Raw genomic sequence first — 16387 nt, forward strand, 5'->3', positions numbered from 1 at the left:
ACATGGCAGGATTTCCGATCACTGTCATGTCTTTTTTCTGATGAACTAGAGATATTTTTTCAGCACCTTCCGTACTGCACCCGGTCCTTCTAACATCTCTTTAAACATTTTTATTACTTTTTCCGCAATTCCTGCCTCATAAAGATCACATCCAAATAAAGTATCATTTGATAAAATGTCAGAAAGTTTTCCATCTGCACTGTCCGGATCTGATAAATGGACATCTTTCAGTTTCTCCTGCATAACCGAAAGCATTGGATCACTGCTTGGTGTAAACTCTTTTCCTGCATCATCTACTGCAAGAAGGTAACGGAGCCATCCGGCAATCACAAGCGGGATTCCTGTCAGTTCGTTTAAATCTTTTCCTGCTTTACAGTAGCTTTTGATCGTCTCTCCAAAGCGGATCGCAAGTTTCTGACTCGTGTCAGTTGCAATTCTCTGTGGAGTATCCGGAATAAACGGATTTGGGAGACGTTTGGTCAGCACCTCATCTAAAAACTTCTCCGGACTTAAGATCTTAGGATCTGTAACTACAGGCATACCTTCTTTTTTGCCGATCAGTTCTACTAATTTCTTTAACTCTGTATCTTTCATTTCAGCAGCAATGCTCTCATAACCAAGCATACATCCATATACTGCAAGTGCTGTGTGAAGCGGATTTAAACATGTCGTCACTTTCATACGCTCGGTATCATTGACCGTATCGCGGTCTGTCATATATACACCTGCTTTTTCAAGCGCAGGTCTGCCGTTCGGGAAACGGTCTTCCACAACCAGATACTGTGGTTCCTCTGCATTGACAAATGGTGCGATATATGTATTTTTTCCGGTAATGACAGGTGCCATTTCTCCAATTTCAAGTTCCTTTAGGGCATCTTCCACCACTTTTGCCGGACGCGGCGTGATCTTGTCGATCATTGTCCATGGAAATGACACTTTTTCTTCATTATTTACCCAGTCTGCAAATTCTTTTGTTACAAAGCCTCGTTTTTCCCATTCCTCTACGACGGTCAGAACGCTGGTCTTTAATTTTTCTCCATTGTGTGAACAGTTATCCATACTGACAACGGCAACCGGCGTACCACCACTTAAAAACCGCTCCAGTAGAAGTGCTGTCACTTTGCTCATTGCATGTGAGCATTTTTCCGGTCCATTTTCAAAATCCTGCTGTACAACCGGCAGATATGCACCCTCTATATTTTTTAAGGCATATCCTTTTTCTGTGATCGTAAACGAAACCATCTGTAAGGATGGATTACGAAAAACCGCTTTTAACTGTTCCATATCTTCTGGAAATTCCGTGCCGGCACGAAGTCCTGCCCCGATCGAAGCGATCACTTCTTTTTTCATGGTTCCATCCGGAAGTAGACTTACCATCAGCGTCATGTTATCATGCGGGCGGTAGATCTGATCTATGATATCGTAATCAAATGTATCAGCTGCTATAATTCCGCTCTTCTCAAGCCCCTGATTTAACAGGGACTGCTGCAATGCCGCAATAAACCCCCGAAAAATGTTTCCGGCACCAAAGTGTACCCATACCGGATTATTTTTCGTTTCTGCCATCATTGCCTGTACATCAAATTCCGGCAGTTTTACATTTCTTTCCTGCCATGCGCTTTTATCTTTGATTCCCTCTAAATTTAACTGAAGCATTTTATTCTCCCTTCTCTTTTATAACTATTTTGCTTTAGTTCTTTCTGGCAGCTTTGTCAATTGCTTCCCAAAGACCATTTAAGTATGTAACTCCAAGTGCACGGTCATATAATCCATATCCAGGTCTTCCTGTCTCATCCCATATCATTCTTCCGTGATCCGGTCTGATATAGGTATCTGGGCATGTCTCGTAAACTGCTTTTACAATCTCATACATATCCAGACTTCCATCCGAAGAAAGATGGCTGCTCTCGCGAAAATTATGATATCCCAAATGCTTGATATTACGGATATGCATACAGCCGATACGGTTCATCTCACCAAAATGCCGGATGATCGAAGGAATATCATTTGCAGGATCTGATCCAAGGGAACCAGTGCATAAACATACTGTATTTGCCGGTGAATCATGCAGTTTTACGATACGGTCATAATCATCCTGACTGTGTGCGATACGTGGCAGTCCAAAGATATCCCATGCCGGATCATCCGGATGGCATGCCATCACAACGCCACACTCCTCACAGACCGGGATGATCGCATCCAGAAAATATTTAAAATTCTCCCGCAGCATATCACCTGTCATTCCCTCATAATTTTTTAAAGTAGTCTCTAACTCTGCCAGACGCTCCGGCTCCCATCCCGGCAATGAAAAACCGTTACAATCTGCGGCAGTCTTTTTCACGATTTCAACCGGTCCCATCGTTCCGAGATCCTTTTCATCAAAATATAAGCTGTTTGATCCGTCCTCCGGAATCACACGCGCAAGATCTGTACGCAGCCAGTCAAATACCGGCATAAAATTATAAACGATGACTTTTACTCCGTATTCAGCAAGATTGCGGATCGTTGTCTTATAATTTTCAATATATTTGTCTCTTGTCGGCAGACCGATCTTGATATCCTCATGGACATTGACACTCTCGATCACTTCACACTCTAATCCGGCTTTATGAATCCCGTCAATATAATCTTTGATCTCTTCTTTTGTCCAGACTTCTCCTGCTGCCTTGTAATCCAAAAATCCCATAACCCCGGTCATCCCCGGAATCTGTTTGATCTGGCTTAATTTTACTGAGTCACTGTTTTCTCCAAACCAGCGAAATGTCATCTTCATATGAAATCCTCCTTTTTGAATCCCTATAATGATCCTGTACCATCTGTTATTTTTGTTATCTGAATCATAACATATCTTTTTCAACTTGTCTACTAGTATACTAGTTGGTGTAAAATTTTTTCTATATTTCACAGAATATTCCAGTGGGTGTATCTTTTCATTTTTCAAAATATTCCGGATAAACTTCGCGGATTGCATCTTCCTCTAAACGGAAACGCTGCAGGTGATGCGTAAGGATCTCTGCTGCCTGCCTGGCATCCTGTGCTTCAATCGCTTCTAATATCTTTTTGTGATCATCCACAACTTTCAGATCTTTCACTACACCGATACTTAAATCACGCACCCGGTCAAAATGGACACAGATCCCCTCCATCATGGTATATGCCTGCATTTTCCCGGCTATCTGAAATAATTTTTTATGAAAATCATTATCCAGTTCTAACAGACGGATATGATCTGGATTTTTAAGATAAAATTCCTGAAGCATTACATTTTCCCGCAGTTCTTTTAAATCATCCTCCGTCCGCATACCACAGACAAGCTCCACAACTGCTTTTTCAAGTGCCATACGCACAAAATCCGCTTCCTCCACCATCGCATAATCAATATAAGCGACACGGCTGCCGCGCTGCGGCAGGACTTCAATGATCCCTGTCTTGGCAAGTTCAATAAATGCTTCGCGCACCGGTGTTCTTGACAGTCCAAGCTGATCTGCGATCTCTTTTTCGCTCAGCATCGTACCGGGCTTTAATTCCCTGTATACAATATTATAACGCATAACTCTGTATGCATAATCTCTTCCGGTCTCCCCCGGATTCCGCTCCTGTATGATCATATTTTATGTAAAATTGCCGGCACAGGCAATTCTATTTCCTTTCTGACATTGCTTCTTACTCACCTGTATATTGTTCTATAGTACAAATATTGTATCATAAAACAGCACATTTCCCTAAGGATTTGTGCTGTCTTTTGTCAGTTCCATTATTTATTATTAGAACAAAGAGTCGCTTGCGACTCTTTCGCGCTCGAGCGATGCTGTTTACTGCTAACTTCTTCTCCGCGAGATGCCGCATCCCGCCCGGAGGGCTTTTTGATTCATAGGACATAATTTCCTATGAATCAAGAAAGAATCCTGCTTTGCAGGATTCTCCGCCTGCGGCGGGTCGCTCCAGCGACATAATTCCACTCCGACGCAGTGCGCTCCTGCCCGGAGGGCTTTTTAATTCATAGGACGTAATTTCCTATGAATTAAAAAATTACAGATTCTTTACGGTAGCAATATCCACCGGTGTCAGATCATCGGTCGCAGTCTCTAAGCTGCGTGCTAACGCATTTGCCGTATCCATTGCCGTGATACAGTAAACACCTGTCTCGATTGCATTTCTCCGGATCAGGAATCCGTCTCTGGTCTTATCACCATTTCCCTGTGTCGGTGTGTCAATGACAAGGTCGATCTTATGTCCTAAGATTAAGTCCATAACGTTCGGTGACTCCTGAGAGATCTTGTTGACACGAAGTGCATTGACGCCGTGCTCCTGTAAATATTTTGCGGTGCTTCTCGTTGCGTAAATCTTGTAGCCAAGTGCCTCAAAACGTTTTGCAACACCGACTGCTTCCGGTTTATCTGCATCTTTTACTGTCATGATCATCTGTTTGTACTTCGGTAAAGTCACACCTGCACCGAGGAATGCTTTGTAGAGAGCCTCGTTAAAGGTCTTTGCAATACCAAGGCACTCACCGGTTGATTTCATCTCCGGTCCTAAGGAGATCTCAGCACCACGCAGTTTCTCGAAGGAGAATACCGGCATCTTGATTGCAATGTAATCTGCGGTCGGTGCAAGTCCCGGCTCATATCCAAGTCCACGGATCGTATCACCGATAATTACTTTCGTTGCAAGATCAACGATCGGAATACCGGTAACTTTGCTGATGTATGGCACAGTTCTCGAAGAACGCGGGTTTACTTCGATGACATACACCTGCTCGTCCATGGCGATAAACTGGATATTGATCAGTCCGATTACATGCAGTGCCTGTGCAAGACGTTTGGTATACTCAACGATCGTCTCTTTGACATGGTCACTGATCGTCGGTGCCGGGTAAACAGAAATACTGTCTCCGGAGTGTACACCGGTACGCTCGATGTGCTCCATGATACCAGGGATCAGGATATCCGTTCCATCACAGACTGCATCGACTTCGATCTCTTTTCCCTGTAAATATTTATCTACAAGGATCGGGTGATCCTGTGCAATACGGTTGATGATGCCGATAAATTCTTCGATCTCATCATCATTAAATGCGATCTTCATACCCTGTCCACCAAGTACGTAAGAAGGTCTTACCAGTACCGGATAACCGAGACGGTTTGCAACTTCTTTCGCTTCCTCTGCAGTAAACACGGTTCCACCTGCTGCTCTCGGAATCTGTGTTTTCTCTAAGATCTCATCGAAAAGCTCACGATCCTCTGCCGCATCGACATCCTCTGCTTTTGTTCCAAGGATCTTAACGCCCATCTTCATCAGGCTCTCGGTTAATTTGATCGCAGTCTGTCCACCAAACTGTACGACAGCACCATCCGGTTTTTCGAGTCTTACGATGCTCTCTACATCTTCCGGTGTCAGAGGCTCAAAATAAAGTTTGTCAGCAATATCAAAGTCAGTGGAAACGGTCTCCGGGTTGTTGTTGATGATGACGGTCTCCCATCCCTCTTTTGCAAATGCCCAGGTACAGTGTACGGAGCAGTAATCAAACTCGATACCCTGTCCGATACGAATCGGACCGGAACCAAGTACCAGTACCTTTTTCTTTGGATTGGTTTCGATGGCTTCGTTCTCACTTCCGAATACGGAATAGTAGTACGGTGTGGATGCCTCAAACTCTGCGGCACAGGTATCTACCATCTTGAATGCTGCCACGATGCCATTTTCATAACGCATATCATGGATTTCTTTTTCGGTCTTTCCGGTCAGTTTTGCAATAACACTGTCCGGGAATTCGATACGTTTTGCTTCTTTTAATAACTCTACAGTTAAAGGCTCATTCTTTAACTGATTTTCCATCTCAACTAAGATGGCAAGTTTATCAATAAACCAGCGGTCAATCTTTGTGATCTCATGGATCTCATCATAACTTTCGCCTCTGCGGAGTGCCTCTGCGATCACCCAGATACGGCGGTCATCCACCACATGAAGCTGCTCGTTTAACTCTTTATCAGAAAGTCCTGTAAAGTCATAAGACATTAAGCTGTCTACGTGCTGCTCTAAGGAACGGATTGCTTTCATCAATGCGCCCTCAAAGTTGTTGCAGATACTCATGACCTCTCCGGTCGCCTTCATCTGTGTGGTAAGTGTTCTCTTTGCCGTGATGAATTTGTCAAACGGAAGTCTCGGAATCTTTACAACACAATAGTCAAGCATCGGCTCGAAACTTGCATAAGTTTTTCCGGTAATTGCATTTTTGATCTCATCTAAGGTGTAACCTAATGCGATCTTTGCAGCAACTTTTGCGATCGGGTATCCGGTTGCTTTGGATGCAAGTGCAGAAGAACGGGATACACGCGGGTTAACCTCGATGACGCAGTACTCAAAGCTGTCCGGATTCAATGCATACTGTACGTTACATCCTCCGGTGATATTTAACTCGGAAATAATATTTAATGCAGATGTACGGAGCATCTGGTATTCCTTATCGCCAAGTGTCTGGGAAGGTGCAACAACGATGGAATCACCGGTATGTACACCGACCGGATCGATATTTTCCATGTTACATACGGTGATACAGTTGCCGTTCGCATCACGCATTACCTCATACTCGATCTCTTTCCATCCTGCGATACAACGCTCTACCAATACCTCTCCGACACGGGAAAGACGCAGACCGTTTGTTAAGATCTCAACCAGCTCGGTCTCGTTATGTGCGATACCACCGCCGCTTCCGCCAAGCGTATATGCCGGACGAAGTACGACCGGATAACCAATGGTATTGGTAAACTTGATACCATCTTGTACGTTGTGTACGACCTGGGATGCTGCACAAGGCTCACCGATCTTTTCCATGGTATCTTTGAATGCCTGACGATCCTCAGCCTTAAAAATCGTCTCTGCAGTTGTACCGATCAGTCTGACATTATATTTTTCAAGGATGCCTTTTTCCTCTAACTCCATACCAAGGTTTAAGCCTGCCTGTCCACCTAAAGTTGGCAATACGCTGTCCGGTTTTTCTTTTGCAATGATCTTCTCTAAAACAGATACCGTAAGCGGCTCAATATAAACCTGATCTGCGATATCTTTATCTGTCATGATCGTCGCCGGGTTTGAGTTTACCAGCACAACCTCAACACCCTCTTCTTTCAATGAGCGGCATGCCTGTGTACCTGCATAGTCAAACTCTGCAGCCTGTCCAATTACGATCGGGCCGGAACCAATTACTAAAACTTTTTTTATGTCATGATTTCTTGGCATTAATTCTTCCTCCTAAAATTTGTTAAACAATAACGTAAGAATTTTTCTACATCATCGAAATAAAACGATCAAACAAGTATGCAGAATCCTGTGGTCCCGGACACGCTTCCGGATGGAACTGTACGGTAAAAATGTTTTTGCCTACATAGGAAAGTCCCTCATTGGTTCCATCGTTTACATTCACAAATGCCGGTTTCGCGATCTTTGGATCAAGTGTATCCGTATCTACCACATAACCGTGATTCTGGGAGGAAATATATACTCTTCCGGTTTCTAAATCTTTTACCGGATGGTTGCCGCCACGGTGTCCGTATTTCATCTTATGTGTATCAGCTCCGGTTGCAAGTGCCATAAGCTGATGTCCTAAACAGATTGCAAAGATCGGAGTATCGGAATCATATAATTTTTTGATCTCGGCAATGATCTCTTTGCACTCCTTTGGATCTCCAGGTCCATTGCTTAACATGATTCCATCCGGATTCGATGCAAGAATCTCTTCTGCTGTGGTATGCGCCGGATAGATCGTCACTTCACAGCCGCGTTTATTTAAAGACTGGGCAATATTATTTTTTGCTCCAAGGTCAAGCAAGGCAACCCGCTTGCCTTTTCCTTTTAATACTCGTTTTTCACTGCAGGTAACTTTGTCCACAACATTACCTGTCGTGTATTCTTTTAATCTGGGAATAATTTCTTCTATATTATAGTTATCATTCGTGGTGATCATACCATTCATGGTTCCCTTCTCACGAAGAATCTTTGTCAGTGCGCGGGTGTCGATCCCTGCAATACCAGGAATATCATATTTCGTAAGGAAATCCTGAATTGTTCCCTCCTCACGGAAGTTACTCGGCATCCTTGATAACTCCCTTACAATATATCCGTCCGGCCATGGTCTGCCTGACTCCATATCCGGTGTGATTCCATAATTTCCGATCAGCGGATAAGTCATAACAACCGCCTGTCCCGCATATGACGGATCAGTCAGAACCTCCAGATAACCTGTCATCGACGTATTAAATACGATCTCACTGATGACTTCCCTAGTAGAACCTATACTTGTTCCGGTAAATACATTCCCATCTTCGAGTATTAAATGAGCTTTCATTCGTTTCCCTGTCCTTTCACCTTTTTTCCAAAAAAAAAAACGTCGCCGTTTTTCTTCTTTTTCCATCCAGACAGTCCCCTGACTGAACTTTCCCTTATTAGTACCTATAGTCTTTTTCTTAAATTGTAAAAAGTGTATCATATCATAAGACTTTTTTCAACCTTTTTCCAAAAACAAATAGTACCAAGATTTTATGCATATTTATGTATATTTATACATTATTTTCAAATCCACAGAAAGCGGCAGTATGTGCTGCCCACACGCAGGAAAATTTTATTACCAAAACGTCATGCAAGACATACATAGTAACAGACTTTCCTGATTTTCCCGCAGCAATGGGCAGCCGGCGTCTTATATCATCTTCTGAAACGCAAGGATTACAAACAACACGCCTCCAAGCCACGATACATCGGCTTTCCACCGCTTAGATGCCTGCATGCCAATCCTGCATCCGCAAAGTACTGCACAGAAACTGACGACAAAACTTCCAAGCACCGTAAGAAAAATATACTTTCCGCCAAATCCTGCACCCAGCCCTCCAAACATCCCATCCAGTGACATTGCAAGTGCAAAAAATACAGCCTCCACACACGACATGGTCGCCGAATGGTCGCGGTCTGCCATTACCGGATTGTTGTAGATACTCAGAATAAAACTGAGCTGTGAAAAAGAGATTTTGACTTTCTTACAGAGGAACTTATGACGCTCAATATATTTTCTGATCGCATACTCTGTCAGCTTAAAAATTCCCACTGCAAGCAGTCCGAAAAAACTTAAATATATTGCATATTTTTTTAAAAGTATCCCCTGTAACGCCATCCCCGCATAAAGTGATATCCCTAATATTCCACTGCAGACCGTGCTGATGCATAACGCTGCCACAGATCCGATCTTTATCTGCTCACTCCCACACGCCACACACGCCACAAAGACATCCACACTGACAGCTATGATCAAAAGAATTACCTGCACTTTTTTCTACCTCAGACATAAAACCTTCTGTTTTATCATATGTCAGAGATTCAAAAATGCATCTTTACCTTTGATACTGTTCTCCATTTCCGAATAACTCATTACAAAGAATCAGCCAAAATTCCAGCTTTTCACACTGTTATCTCAGTCAAGTCTTTCGACAATACCAAGGACTTTCTGATAAGCCGCCGCCACCTCATCCAAAAGCGGTTTAAGCTCCCTTTCCGGTTCGCCATCCCTAAGTTCTTCGCATAACTCCTGTGCCGGAATGAGAAGCGGCGTCAGTCCCAGATTCATCGCAAGTCCCTTTAAATTATGTACATGTGTAAACGCCTGCTCATAATCCTTTTCTTCCAGTGCCTTACACAGCGACTCATAATTCGTATCCGTCAGAATCAGTTTTAAAAATTTCCCGATCCTCTCCTCCGTCTTGAGCCGCCGTAAGACCTCCTGTAAATCTGCGCCCATCTCCTTGTAACATTCTTCCAGCGTCATATTTGCTCCCCTTTCACGTTAAGTTTTTTAGTTCATTATCCAACAAATGATGGTTTGTTGAGATATGTGTCGCCCGTCCAAATGGTGTGTCGTAGGTTTGTGAATGGCATCTTGCGCAAAGCCAGAGTTAATTTTGGTTCCGTTGTACGAAAATAAGAAAAGTCTAAGTGTGTCTGAGTTAGATTTTTTCGGAGTGACGTGAACGGCAACAACGAGTCATCCATGACTCGATGCTGCCTTGTTCTGCCATCCGTGGCAGAACATCACTGTGTATCTACAGACACACAATCTCAATCTGACCATTATCAGATTGAGATAGATTTTCTAATTTTCTCCCAAAGTCACAAAATTACTTCGGCTTTGCGCAAGATGCCAGCCGTCAGGTTATGAACACCATTTGGGTGGGCGGTTCATCTCAAAACTGGGGGCGTAGGTGCGAATTTTTGACATTTGCACGAATGGAAATATGCTTAAAATGCTAATGTGCTGTATCATTAATATTCATCCTAAGGAATTGCTAGAATTTTTATCTGCTGCATTGCATAATACGGATTACTTGGCAAATTGCCAGACCAAATAACACAGAATATTTTTTCAAATGTGTATGGCAATAAACATGGGCATAACGGGATACATTGAAATTTTTTCCAACGTTATCAAACCAATAATAATCTATTAAACATAGTTATTTGGAAATATTTTTATCAACATAAGACACTAAAAATTTACGCACCACCCAAGGTTGTAAAATGAGTTCCCCGGAGAAGGGTGTTTCACAACCTTGCGGCTGGCAAATCGCATCAAGCCGGGACTCGTTTTGTGACTTTGGGAGAAAATTAGTCAATCTTAGACTGCCTGTCCGCAACACAGTGTTGTGCTGCCACGGACGGCAGCACAAGTCCTAATGTGCCCGGATGGCACATTTAGGACGCACACGTCACTCTGCCACAACCTGAACCAGGCAGCCTTAGATTGTCTTATTTTCGGACAACGGAACAAAACAGTCCTGGCTTGATGCGATCTGCCAATCGAAAACCCCCGGAACCACCCTTCGCCGGGGAACTCACGATACCGCAAACCACAATTAGTCGGGTATTTCATAAGATTACAAAAAAAGCAGCCCCTGAACCGCCCTCACGTGATTCACGACCTGCTTTTCTTTTTACGCTACACGAATGACATTCAACACTTCCCCATATGCTGCTTTTTTGTTCTCTAAAGCCTCTTCTGTCATCTCTTCTGTTACAAAGCCAAGTTCTCCTGTAACACCCTGCGCATCAATATAGTCTACATTTCCAAATATTTTTTCCACAGATGCTTTATCTGTACCTGACACTCTGACAAAGAAACGGTTCTTTGCGCTGCGGTAATCTACCAGTTCTAATTTCTTTGAACTCCACTCCACCGGTATATTCTTATCAAGATTCTTTGCCATTTCCACAACATCCGCAACAACTGCACTGGCTGTCGGGAGTTTTCCTGCACCGCTTCCATAGAACATTGCATCTCCAAGTACATTTCCACGGACAAAGATTGCATTGAACACACCGTTTACATTATATAACGGATGCTCTTTCGGTAATAAGAATGGGGCAACCATTGCAACATACCCGCCGTCTGTCTTTTTGCTTGTTGCAAGAAGTTTAATGGCTCTTCCCATGGCTTTTGCATATTTAATATCGGTCGCAGAGATATGTGTAATTCCTTCTGTGTGGATATCCTCAAAATCTACCTGCTGTCCACAGACAAGTGATGTCAGAATTGCAATCTTTCTGCAGGCATCATACCCTTCAATATCGGCTGTCGGATCTTTCTCCGCATATCCTTTTGCCTGTGCATCTTTTAATGCCTCATCAAAATCAGCACCTTTTTCTGACATCTCTGTCATCATATAGTTTGTTGTTCCGTTAACGATTCCGGTAATCTCCTCAATTTCATCAGCAGTCAGACAGGAATTTAACGGACGGATGATCGGGATACCGCCACCGACGCTTGCTTCGAACATAAAGTTAACATTTTTCTCTTTTGCAAGTGCGATCAGCTCTGCTCCTTTTGCTGCTACTAACGCTTTGTTTGACGTAGTAACATGTTTTCCGGCCTCTAACATTGCTTTTACAAAGGTATAAGCCGGTTCCACACCTCCCATGGTCTCAACGACGATCTTTACCTCAGGATCTTCTGCAATCGTCTTATAGTCGTGTACGATCTTATCCTGGATCGGATCTCCCGGAAAATCTCTTAAATCCAATACATATTTGATCTCTACCGGCTCTCCGACACGTTTTGCTATGCTGCTTCCGTTGATGTCAAGTACCTCCACAACACCAGAACCGATTGTTCCATATCCCATTACTGCTGCTTTCATTTTTCATCCTCCAAGTTCGTCTGCCAGACTATCGCTTCCATCCTCTCAGACAGACTTTATTATCTTTCTATCATTTTACACATCTTACATGCATATTTTATGAACTACAATATATGATGCATCTGCCATGTCTTATTCTCTTGCAAGAATCTTCACATAATGAATACCTTCCTGTTCCTCAATGTGCTCTAACATTTCAGCCACATCACCAGTCTGTGGCAGGACATCCACACTGAGTGTAAGAGAAGCGATACCGTTGATCGGTATACTCTGATGTATCGTAAGAATATTAGCATGAAACTCTGCTACGGTCTTTAATACAACGGATAACAGCCCCGGTTCATCATCCAACTGAATGACAAGCGTAATCGTCCTTCCCTTTGCCGTATCATGAAATGGAAAAATATCATCTTTATATTTATAAAAAGAACTCCGGCTGATGCCAACTTTTTCTGTTGCCTCCTGCACAGATGCAATCTTACCGGATTCAATCAGCCGCTTTGCCTCGACTACTTTTAAGAGGACCTCCGGAACTGCTTTTTCTTTCAGTACATAATACTGACTTTTTTCTTTCATGTGACTCTATCCCTCTCTTTAGAAATTCATCTGTTGTGTTTGTTGCACGCTGACACTTGTCCTCATGAGGAAGATAATAACATAAAGAGGCTGCCAACGCAACCTCTTTTTTATCATGTCAGGAACATTTTTTCATTATGCTGTTAAAATTTTTTGCTGCCTCCACCATGTTTTACGCCACTGCTGCTCGTATGTACCGTACTCCTGCCGCTGTCTTCTGCTTTTTTCTCTTCTATATGACGGTGTGTCACAACAGTGTTCACAAGCACATCGCTGTGTTTCTTTATATTCACTGTTCCAGACTCGTGAGCATCATATTTATATTTGCCATTCCTTAATTTGCAAAATAGTACAAGCACCAGAAATACAATAGCGCCCGGGATCAGTGCTAAAACAACGGAGGTGATGACATATTCTGCCGGCGTGATCTCAATATCCGTCTCCTCATACTCATACTGATTTGACGGGATTCCTTCATCATAATAAACCAGCACATCTTTTAACATTACAGACAGACACTGTTCATATTCTCCATCTGAAATCGGTTCATATCCGTCATTTAAAATATCCTCAATACGCGCATCCGTAAGATACTTAATCGCAATGCCACCGGTAGAAATACAGATTTCACGGTTCTGCATATCGATCAGGAGTGCAACACCATCACCGTTTTCTGCAATCGCATCAAAGAAATCATCCGCATATTCCTGCGTGGTTTTTCCGTTTGTGTCATCCGTCGTCAACACCAGGATATTCCATCCGGTCTTCTCTCCCGCAGCATCCAGTTCACTCTCAAGCGTCTCGATTTCTTCCGGTGTCAGAAGCGCAGCATCATCATATACCGTCTGTTGTGGAACATTTTCTTCTGCTGCAAAGCATACATGCTGTCCGCCTGCTGCAAGTAAAATCGTAAACAGCCAGGCAAATACGATACCCTTTAAACATAAAAATCTTTTCTGTCTCATGCTAGCCCTCCCAGTAATAAAATGACCAGTGATACCAGACTGACGATTCCACTGACAAGTGAGATTTTTTTATAGTCGATCGGGAGTTCGCCGTACACCTTTCCAGTCTGTCCGTTCATGGAAAAATAATAGATTTTTTCGTTTTTCGCCTTGTATGTAATTGTCCATACCGGTAGAAGCGTATACGACCACTTTTCTTTTAATGCCCGGAAATCTGCATTTTTTACCGACACGGAACTGTATCCATTTATTTGTTCCCGCATCAGTTTTTCTGCACTCTCATGCGCTTCCTGCTGCACTTTCTTTTCTATCTGTTTTTTTTCAATATCACGCTTTTCTGCCAGAAATCCAGACAGAAATCCAAGCTGAAACTTTTTCACATCCTTAAAATCATAAGGCATTACACCGCAGATCAGCTCCTGATTTGCCTTTCCAAGTGCATTTTCCGTCAGGTTTTCAAGTTTTACATCACCTTCTCTTGATACCTGATAATACTTTGTCTCCGTATATTCCGTGTTTCCGGTTCGCCACACGCGGACATTTCTCGCCTCGCCTTGCATTTTTCCCTCCAGGCTGGTATTGTAATGCCAGTATGGAAAATATACACCTGTGATGCTCTCGACCTGCTTTTTGTTATAAAAGGCACGCGGGACAAATTTTTTCTTGCAGACATAATCTTTAAAACCTTTTTCTGCATCTTCCCGCGACACAGAAAACGGAATCACCTGATCCGGCAGAAATTTACCTTCCAGCCGTCCGCCAAGCACGACCGGATTATGGCAATAATAACAGAAAGTCGCCGCTGTAGTGGCATCCGTCACAATCTGTGCACCACAACTCGGACAGGTATAGGTCACTGCATCAGCTTCCTTCCCTGCTTCTTTATCTGACTCTTTATTTTCCGTGTTATCTTTTTCTGCTCCACTACCTGCTTTATTTCCCGGCTGGCTCTGCTTCTTATCCTCCGGTTTACCTGATGCTTTTCCTGCGCCCGCAGCATCTGCATTTTGAGGTTCCGTCGTCTGTGCCGGCTTCATGGCATCTAACTCTTCCTGTGAAAACAGACTGAAACAATATTCACATTTATACTTTTGTGTGGAAGGATCAAAAATCAGTTCTCCATCACAATTTGGACATTTAAAACTGATCACTGCCATAATTAGTTCCTCGCTTTTCCACAGTTACTGCAGAATTTTCCTTTGTTGACCTGACCACATTCACACGTCCACTCTGCTGCCGGTGCCGGTTTTCCACACTCACTGCAGAATTTTCCTGTATTGACATGGCCGCATTCACATGTCCACTCATTCTTTGGTGCAGGTGCCTGTTTTCCACATTCACTGCAGAATTTTCCCGTGTTGGTGTGACCGCACTCACAGGTCCATGTGCCCGCTGCACTGCCTGCCGGATTTGGCTGGCTCTGGTTCATGGCTCCCGCATTCTGCCCCTGATTCATGCCTCCTGCCATCTGGCTCTGTGCTGCATTTCCATACATCTGCCCCTGCTGATCCTGCGGTGTCTGAAGTGCGCCAAGTCCTGACAACGTCTGGTTCATCGCATTCATGCCCATGCCGACTCCCATAAACCCGTTCATGGCTCCTGCTGCATTGCTTCCTGCATCACGCACACCCTCGGTCAGATTTTTGACTGCCATACCGCGCATTACATTGAAGTCACCACCGAGCATTGCTCCCTCATTTCTCATGTTGATGAGTTTCTGGGACTCCTCATCATAAGATACGCTCGCAATACCGACACTCTGGATCTCCATACCGCGCATCTGGTTCCACTCTTCATCGAGCGTATTCGCCATATACTTTCCAAGTTCTCTTGCCTTTGAAGTCACATAGGAAATTCTTGTTCCATCTGCTGACATCTGGTTAATTGATGCCTGCAGTGCCTCTAAAAACTCGGACAGATACTGTTCATTGATGGATGAGATCTCCACATGATCCTGGTTTTTCGGGATGACTTCCGCATAGAACTGCAGCGGGTTGGTAACTTTAATGGAATATGTTCCATGGGCACGCAAAAACAGTTCCGCATTATAAAAATTGTCAAAATAATTGATCGGATTTCTGGTACCAAATTTGATTCCTTTGATTTCCTGCAGATTGATAAAAAACACTTTCTGCATCGTTGGTGTCTGACCACCGAATTTGATACGACTGAAAGTTTCTTTTACCGCTTCTCCAAGTTCCCCGTTAAACATGGATGGCATAGATGAATTATCCACCTTATAATATCCAGGCTCAGCCGTGTAATCTACAACTTTTCCTCCATCTACAAGCATCATAAACTGATTATCATACACATGGATCACTGAACCGTTGCTGACCGTATCCGGTGTTCCCTTCCGGTTCTGTCCTTTTCGGATCAGCACACCGCTCGTAAAGACAGTGTTGTCCCCCATGTCATCTGCTTCGTAAACTTCTAACCACTGATCGGCTAGACCTCCACCGATTGCCTGCGTAATCGCTCTGATAATTCCCATAATTAATCCTCCTTGTTTTGCGGAGCAAAATGCGACTGCCTTTGCAGGAGCAGAGGATTTTCCTCCTTGTTTTGCGGAGCAAAATGCGACTGCCTTTGCAGGAGCAGAGGATTTTCCTCCTTGTTTTGCGGAGCAAAATGCGACTGCCTTTGCAGGAGCAGAGGATTTTCCTCCATTGT

General features: G+C 43.5%; 13 protein-coding genes. All 13 read right to left on the reverse strand.

Annotation, left to right across the window (positions count from 1 at the left end; all coding sequences use genetic code 11):
* Positions 1-45 precede the first annotated feature (45 nt).
* The 13 genes from H8S51_RS16210 to H8S51_RS16270 all read right to left on the reverse strand — a co-directional run bounded on the left by H8S51_RS16210 (position 46) and on the right by H8S51_RS16270 (position 16384).
* On the reverse strand, positions 46-1656 hold the full coding sequence (locus H8S51_RS16210) for a mannitol dehydrogenase family protein (protein ID WP_186900246.1): 1611 nt from the start codon (positions 1654-1656) through the stop codon (positions 46-48).
* A gap of 34 nt (positions 1657-1690) precedes the next feature.
* The gene (gene uxuA / locus H8S51_RS16215) at positions 1691-2773 is read right to left on the reverse strand and encodes a mannonate dehydratase (RefSeq protein ID WP_117922275.1); all 1083 of its coding nucleotides are present in this window, start codon (positions 2771-2773) and stop codon (positions 1691-1693) included.
* Positions 2774-2930: 157 nt separating this feature from the next.
* Positions 2931-3608 (reverse strand): GntR family transcriptional regulator, encoded by a 678-nt coding sequence (locus H8S51_RS16220; protein WP_117922276.1) that lies wholly within the window; start codon positions 3606-3608, stop codon positions 2931-2933.
* Positions 3609-4029: 421 nt separating this feature from the next.
* Positions 4030-7236, reverse strand: a complete 3207-nt coding sequence (gene carB, locus H8S51_RS16225) for a carbamoyl-phosphate synthase large subunit (protein WP_117922277.1) — start codon at positions 7234-7236, stop codon at positions 4030-4032.
* Positions 7237-7282: 46 nt separating this feature from the next.
* Positions 7283-8341, reverse strand: a complete 1059-nt coding sequence (locus H8S51_RS16230; protein WP_117922282.1) for a carbamoyl phosphate synthase small subunit — start codon at positions 8339-8341, stop codon at positions 7283-7285.
* 351 nt (positions 8342-8692) lie between these two features.
* The gene (locus H8S51_RS16235; RefSeq protein ID WP_117922278.1) at positions 8693-9313 is read right to left on the reverse strand and encodes a manganese efflux pump; all 621 of its coding nucleotides are present in this window, start codon (positions 9311-9313) and stop codon (positions 8693-8695) included.
* Positions 9314-9457: 144 nt separating this feature from the next.
* On the reverse strand, positions 9458-9808 hold the full coding sequence (locus H8S51_RS16240; RefSeq protein WP_186900247.1) for an Hpt domain-containing protein: 351 nt from the start codon (positions 9806-9808) through the stop codon (positions 9458-9460).
* Positions 9809-10970: 1162 nt separating this feature from the next.
* Positions 10971-12173 carry a homoserine dehydrogenase gene (locus H8S51_RS16245; protein WP_186900248.1) on the reverse strand — a complete coding sequence of 401 codons (1203 nt, stop codon included), beginning with the start codon at positions 12171-12173 and terminating at the stop codon, positions 10971-10973.
* 132 nt (positions 12174-12305) lie between these two features.
* Positions 12306-12749, reverse strand: coding sequence for an ACT domain-containing protein (locus H8S51_RS16250; protein ID WP_117922511.1), 444 nt, complete (start codon positions 12747-12749; stop codon positions 12306-12308).
* 143 nt (positions 12750-12892) lie between these two features.
* Positions 12893-13714, reverse strand: coding sequence for a TPM domain-containing protein (locus H8S51_RS16255; protein ID WP_117922510.1), 822 nt, complete (start codon positions 13712-13714; stop codon positions 12893-12895).
* A complete protein-coding gene (locus tag H8S51_RS16260) occupies positions 13711-14871 on the reverse strand; it encodes a TFIIB-type zinc ribbon-containing protein (protein WP_117922509.1) in 1161 nt (386 codons plus the stop codon). Before H8S51_RS16260 ends, H8S51_RS16255 begins: the two co-directional genes overlap by 4 nt.
* A 2-nt stretch (positions 14872-14873) precedes the next feature.
* Entirely contained in the window at positions 14874-16208 is a 1335-nt protein-coding gene (locus H8S51_RS16265) for an SPFH domain-containing protein (protein WP_117922508.1), read from the reverse strand.
* 2 nt (positions 16209-16210) lie between these two features.
* Positions 16211-16384, reverse strand: a complete 174-nt coding sequence (locus tag H8S51_RS16270; RefSeq protein WP_186900255.1) for a hypothetical protein — start codon at positions 16382-16384, stop codon at positions 16211-16213.
* Positions 16385-16387 lie beyond the last annotated feature (3 nt).

The organism is Roseburia rectibacter (assembly GCF_014287515.2).
Classification (GTDB): domain Bacteria; phylum Bacillota; class Clostridia; order Lachnospirales; family Lachnospiraceae; genus Roseburia; species Roseburia rectibacter.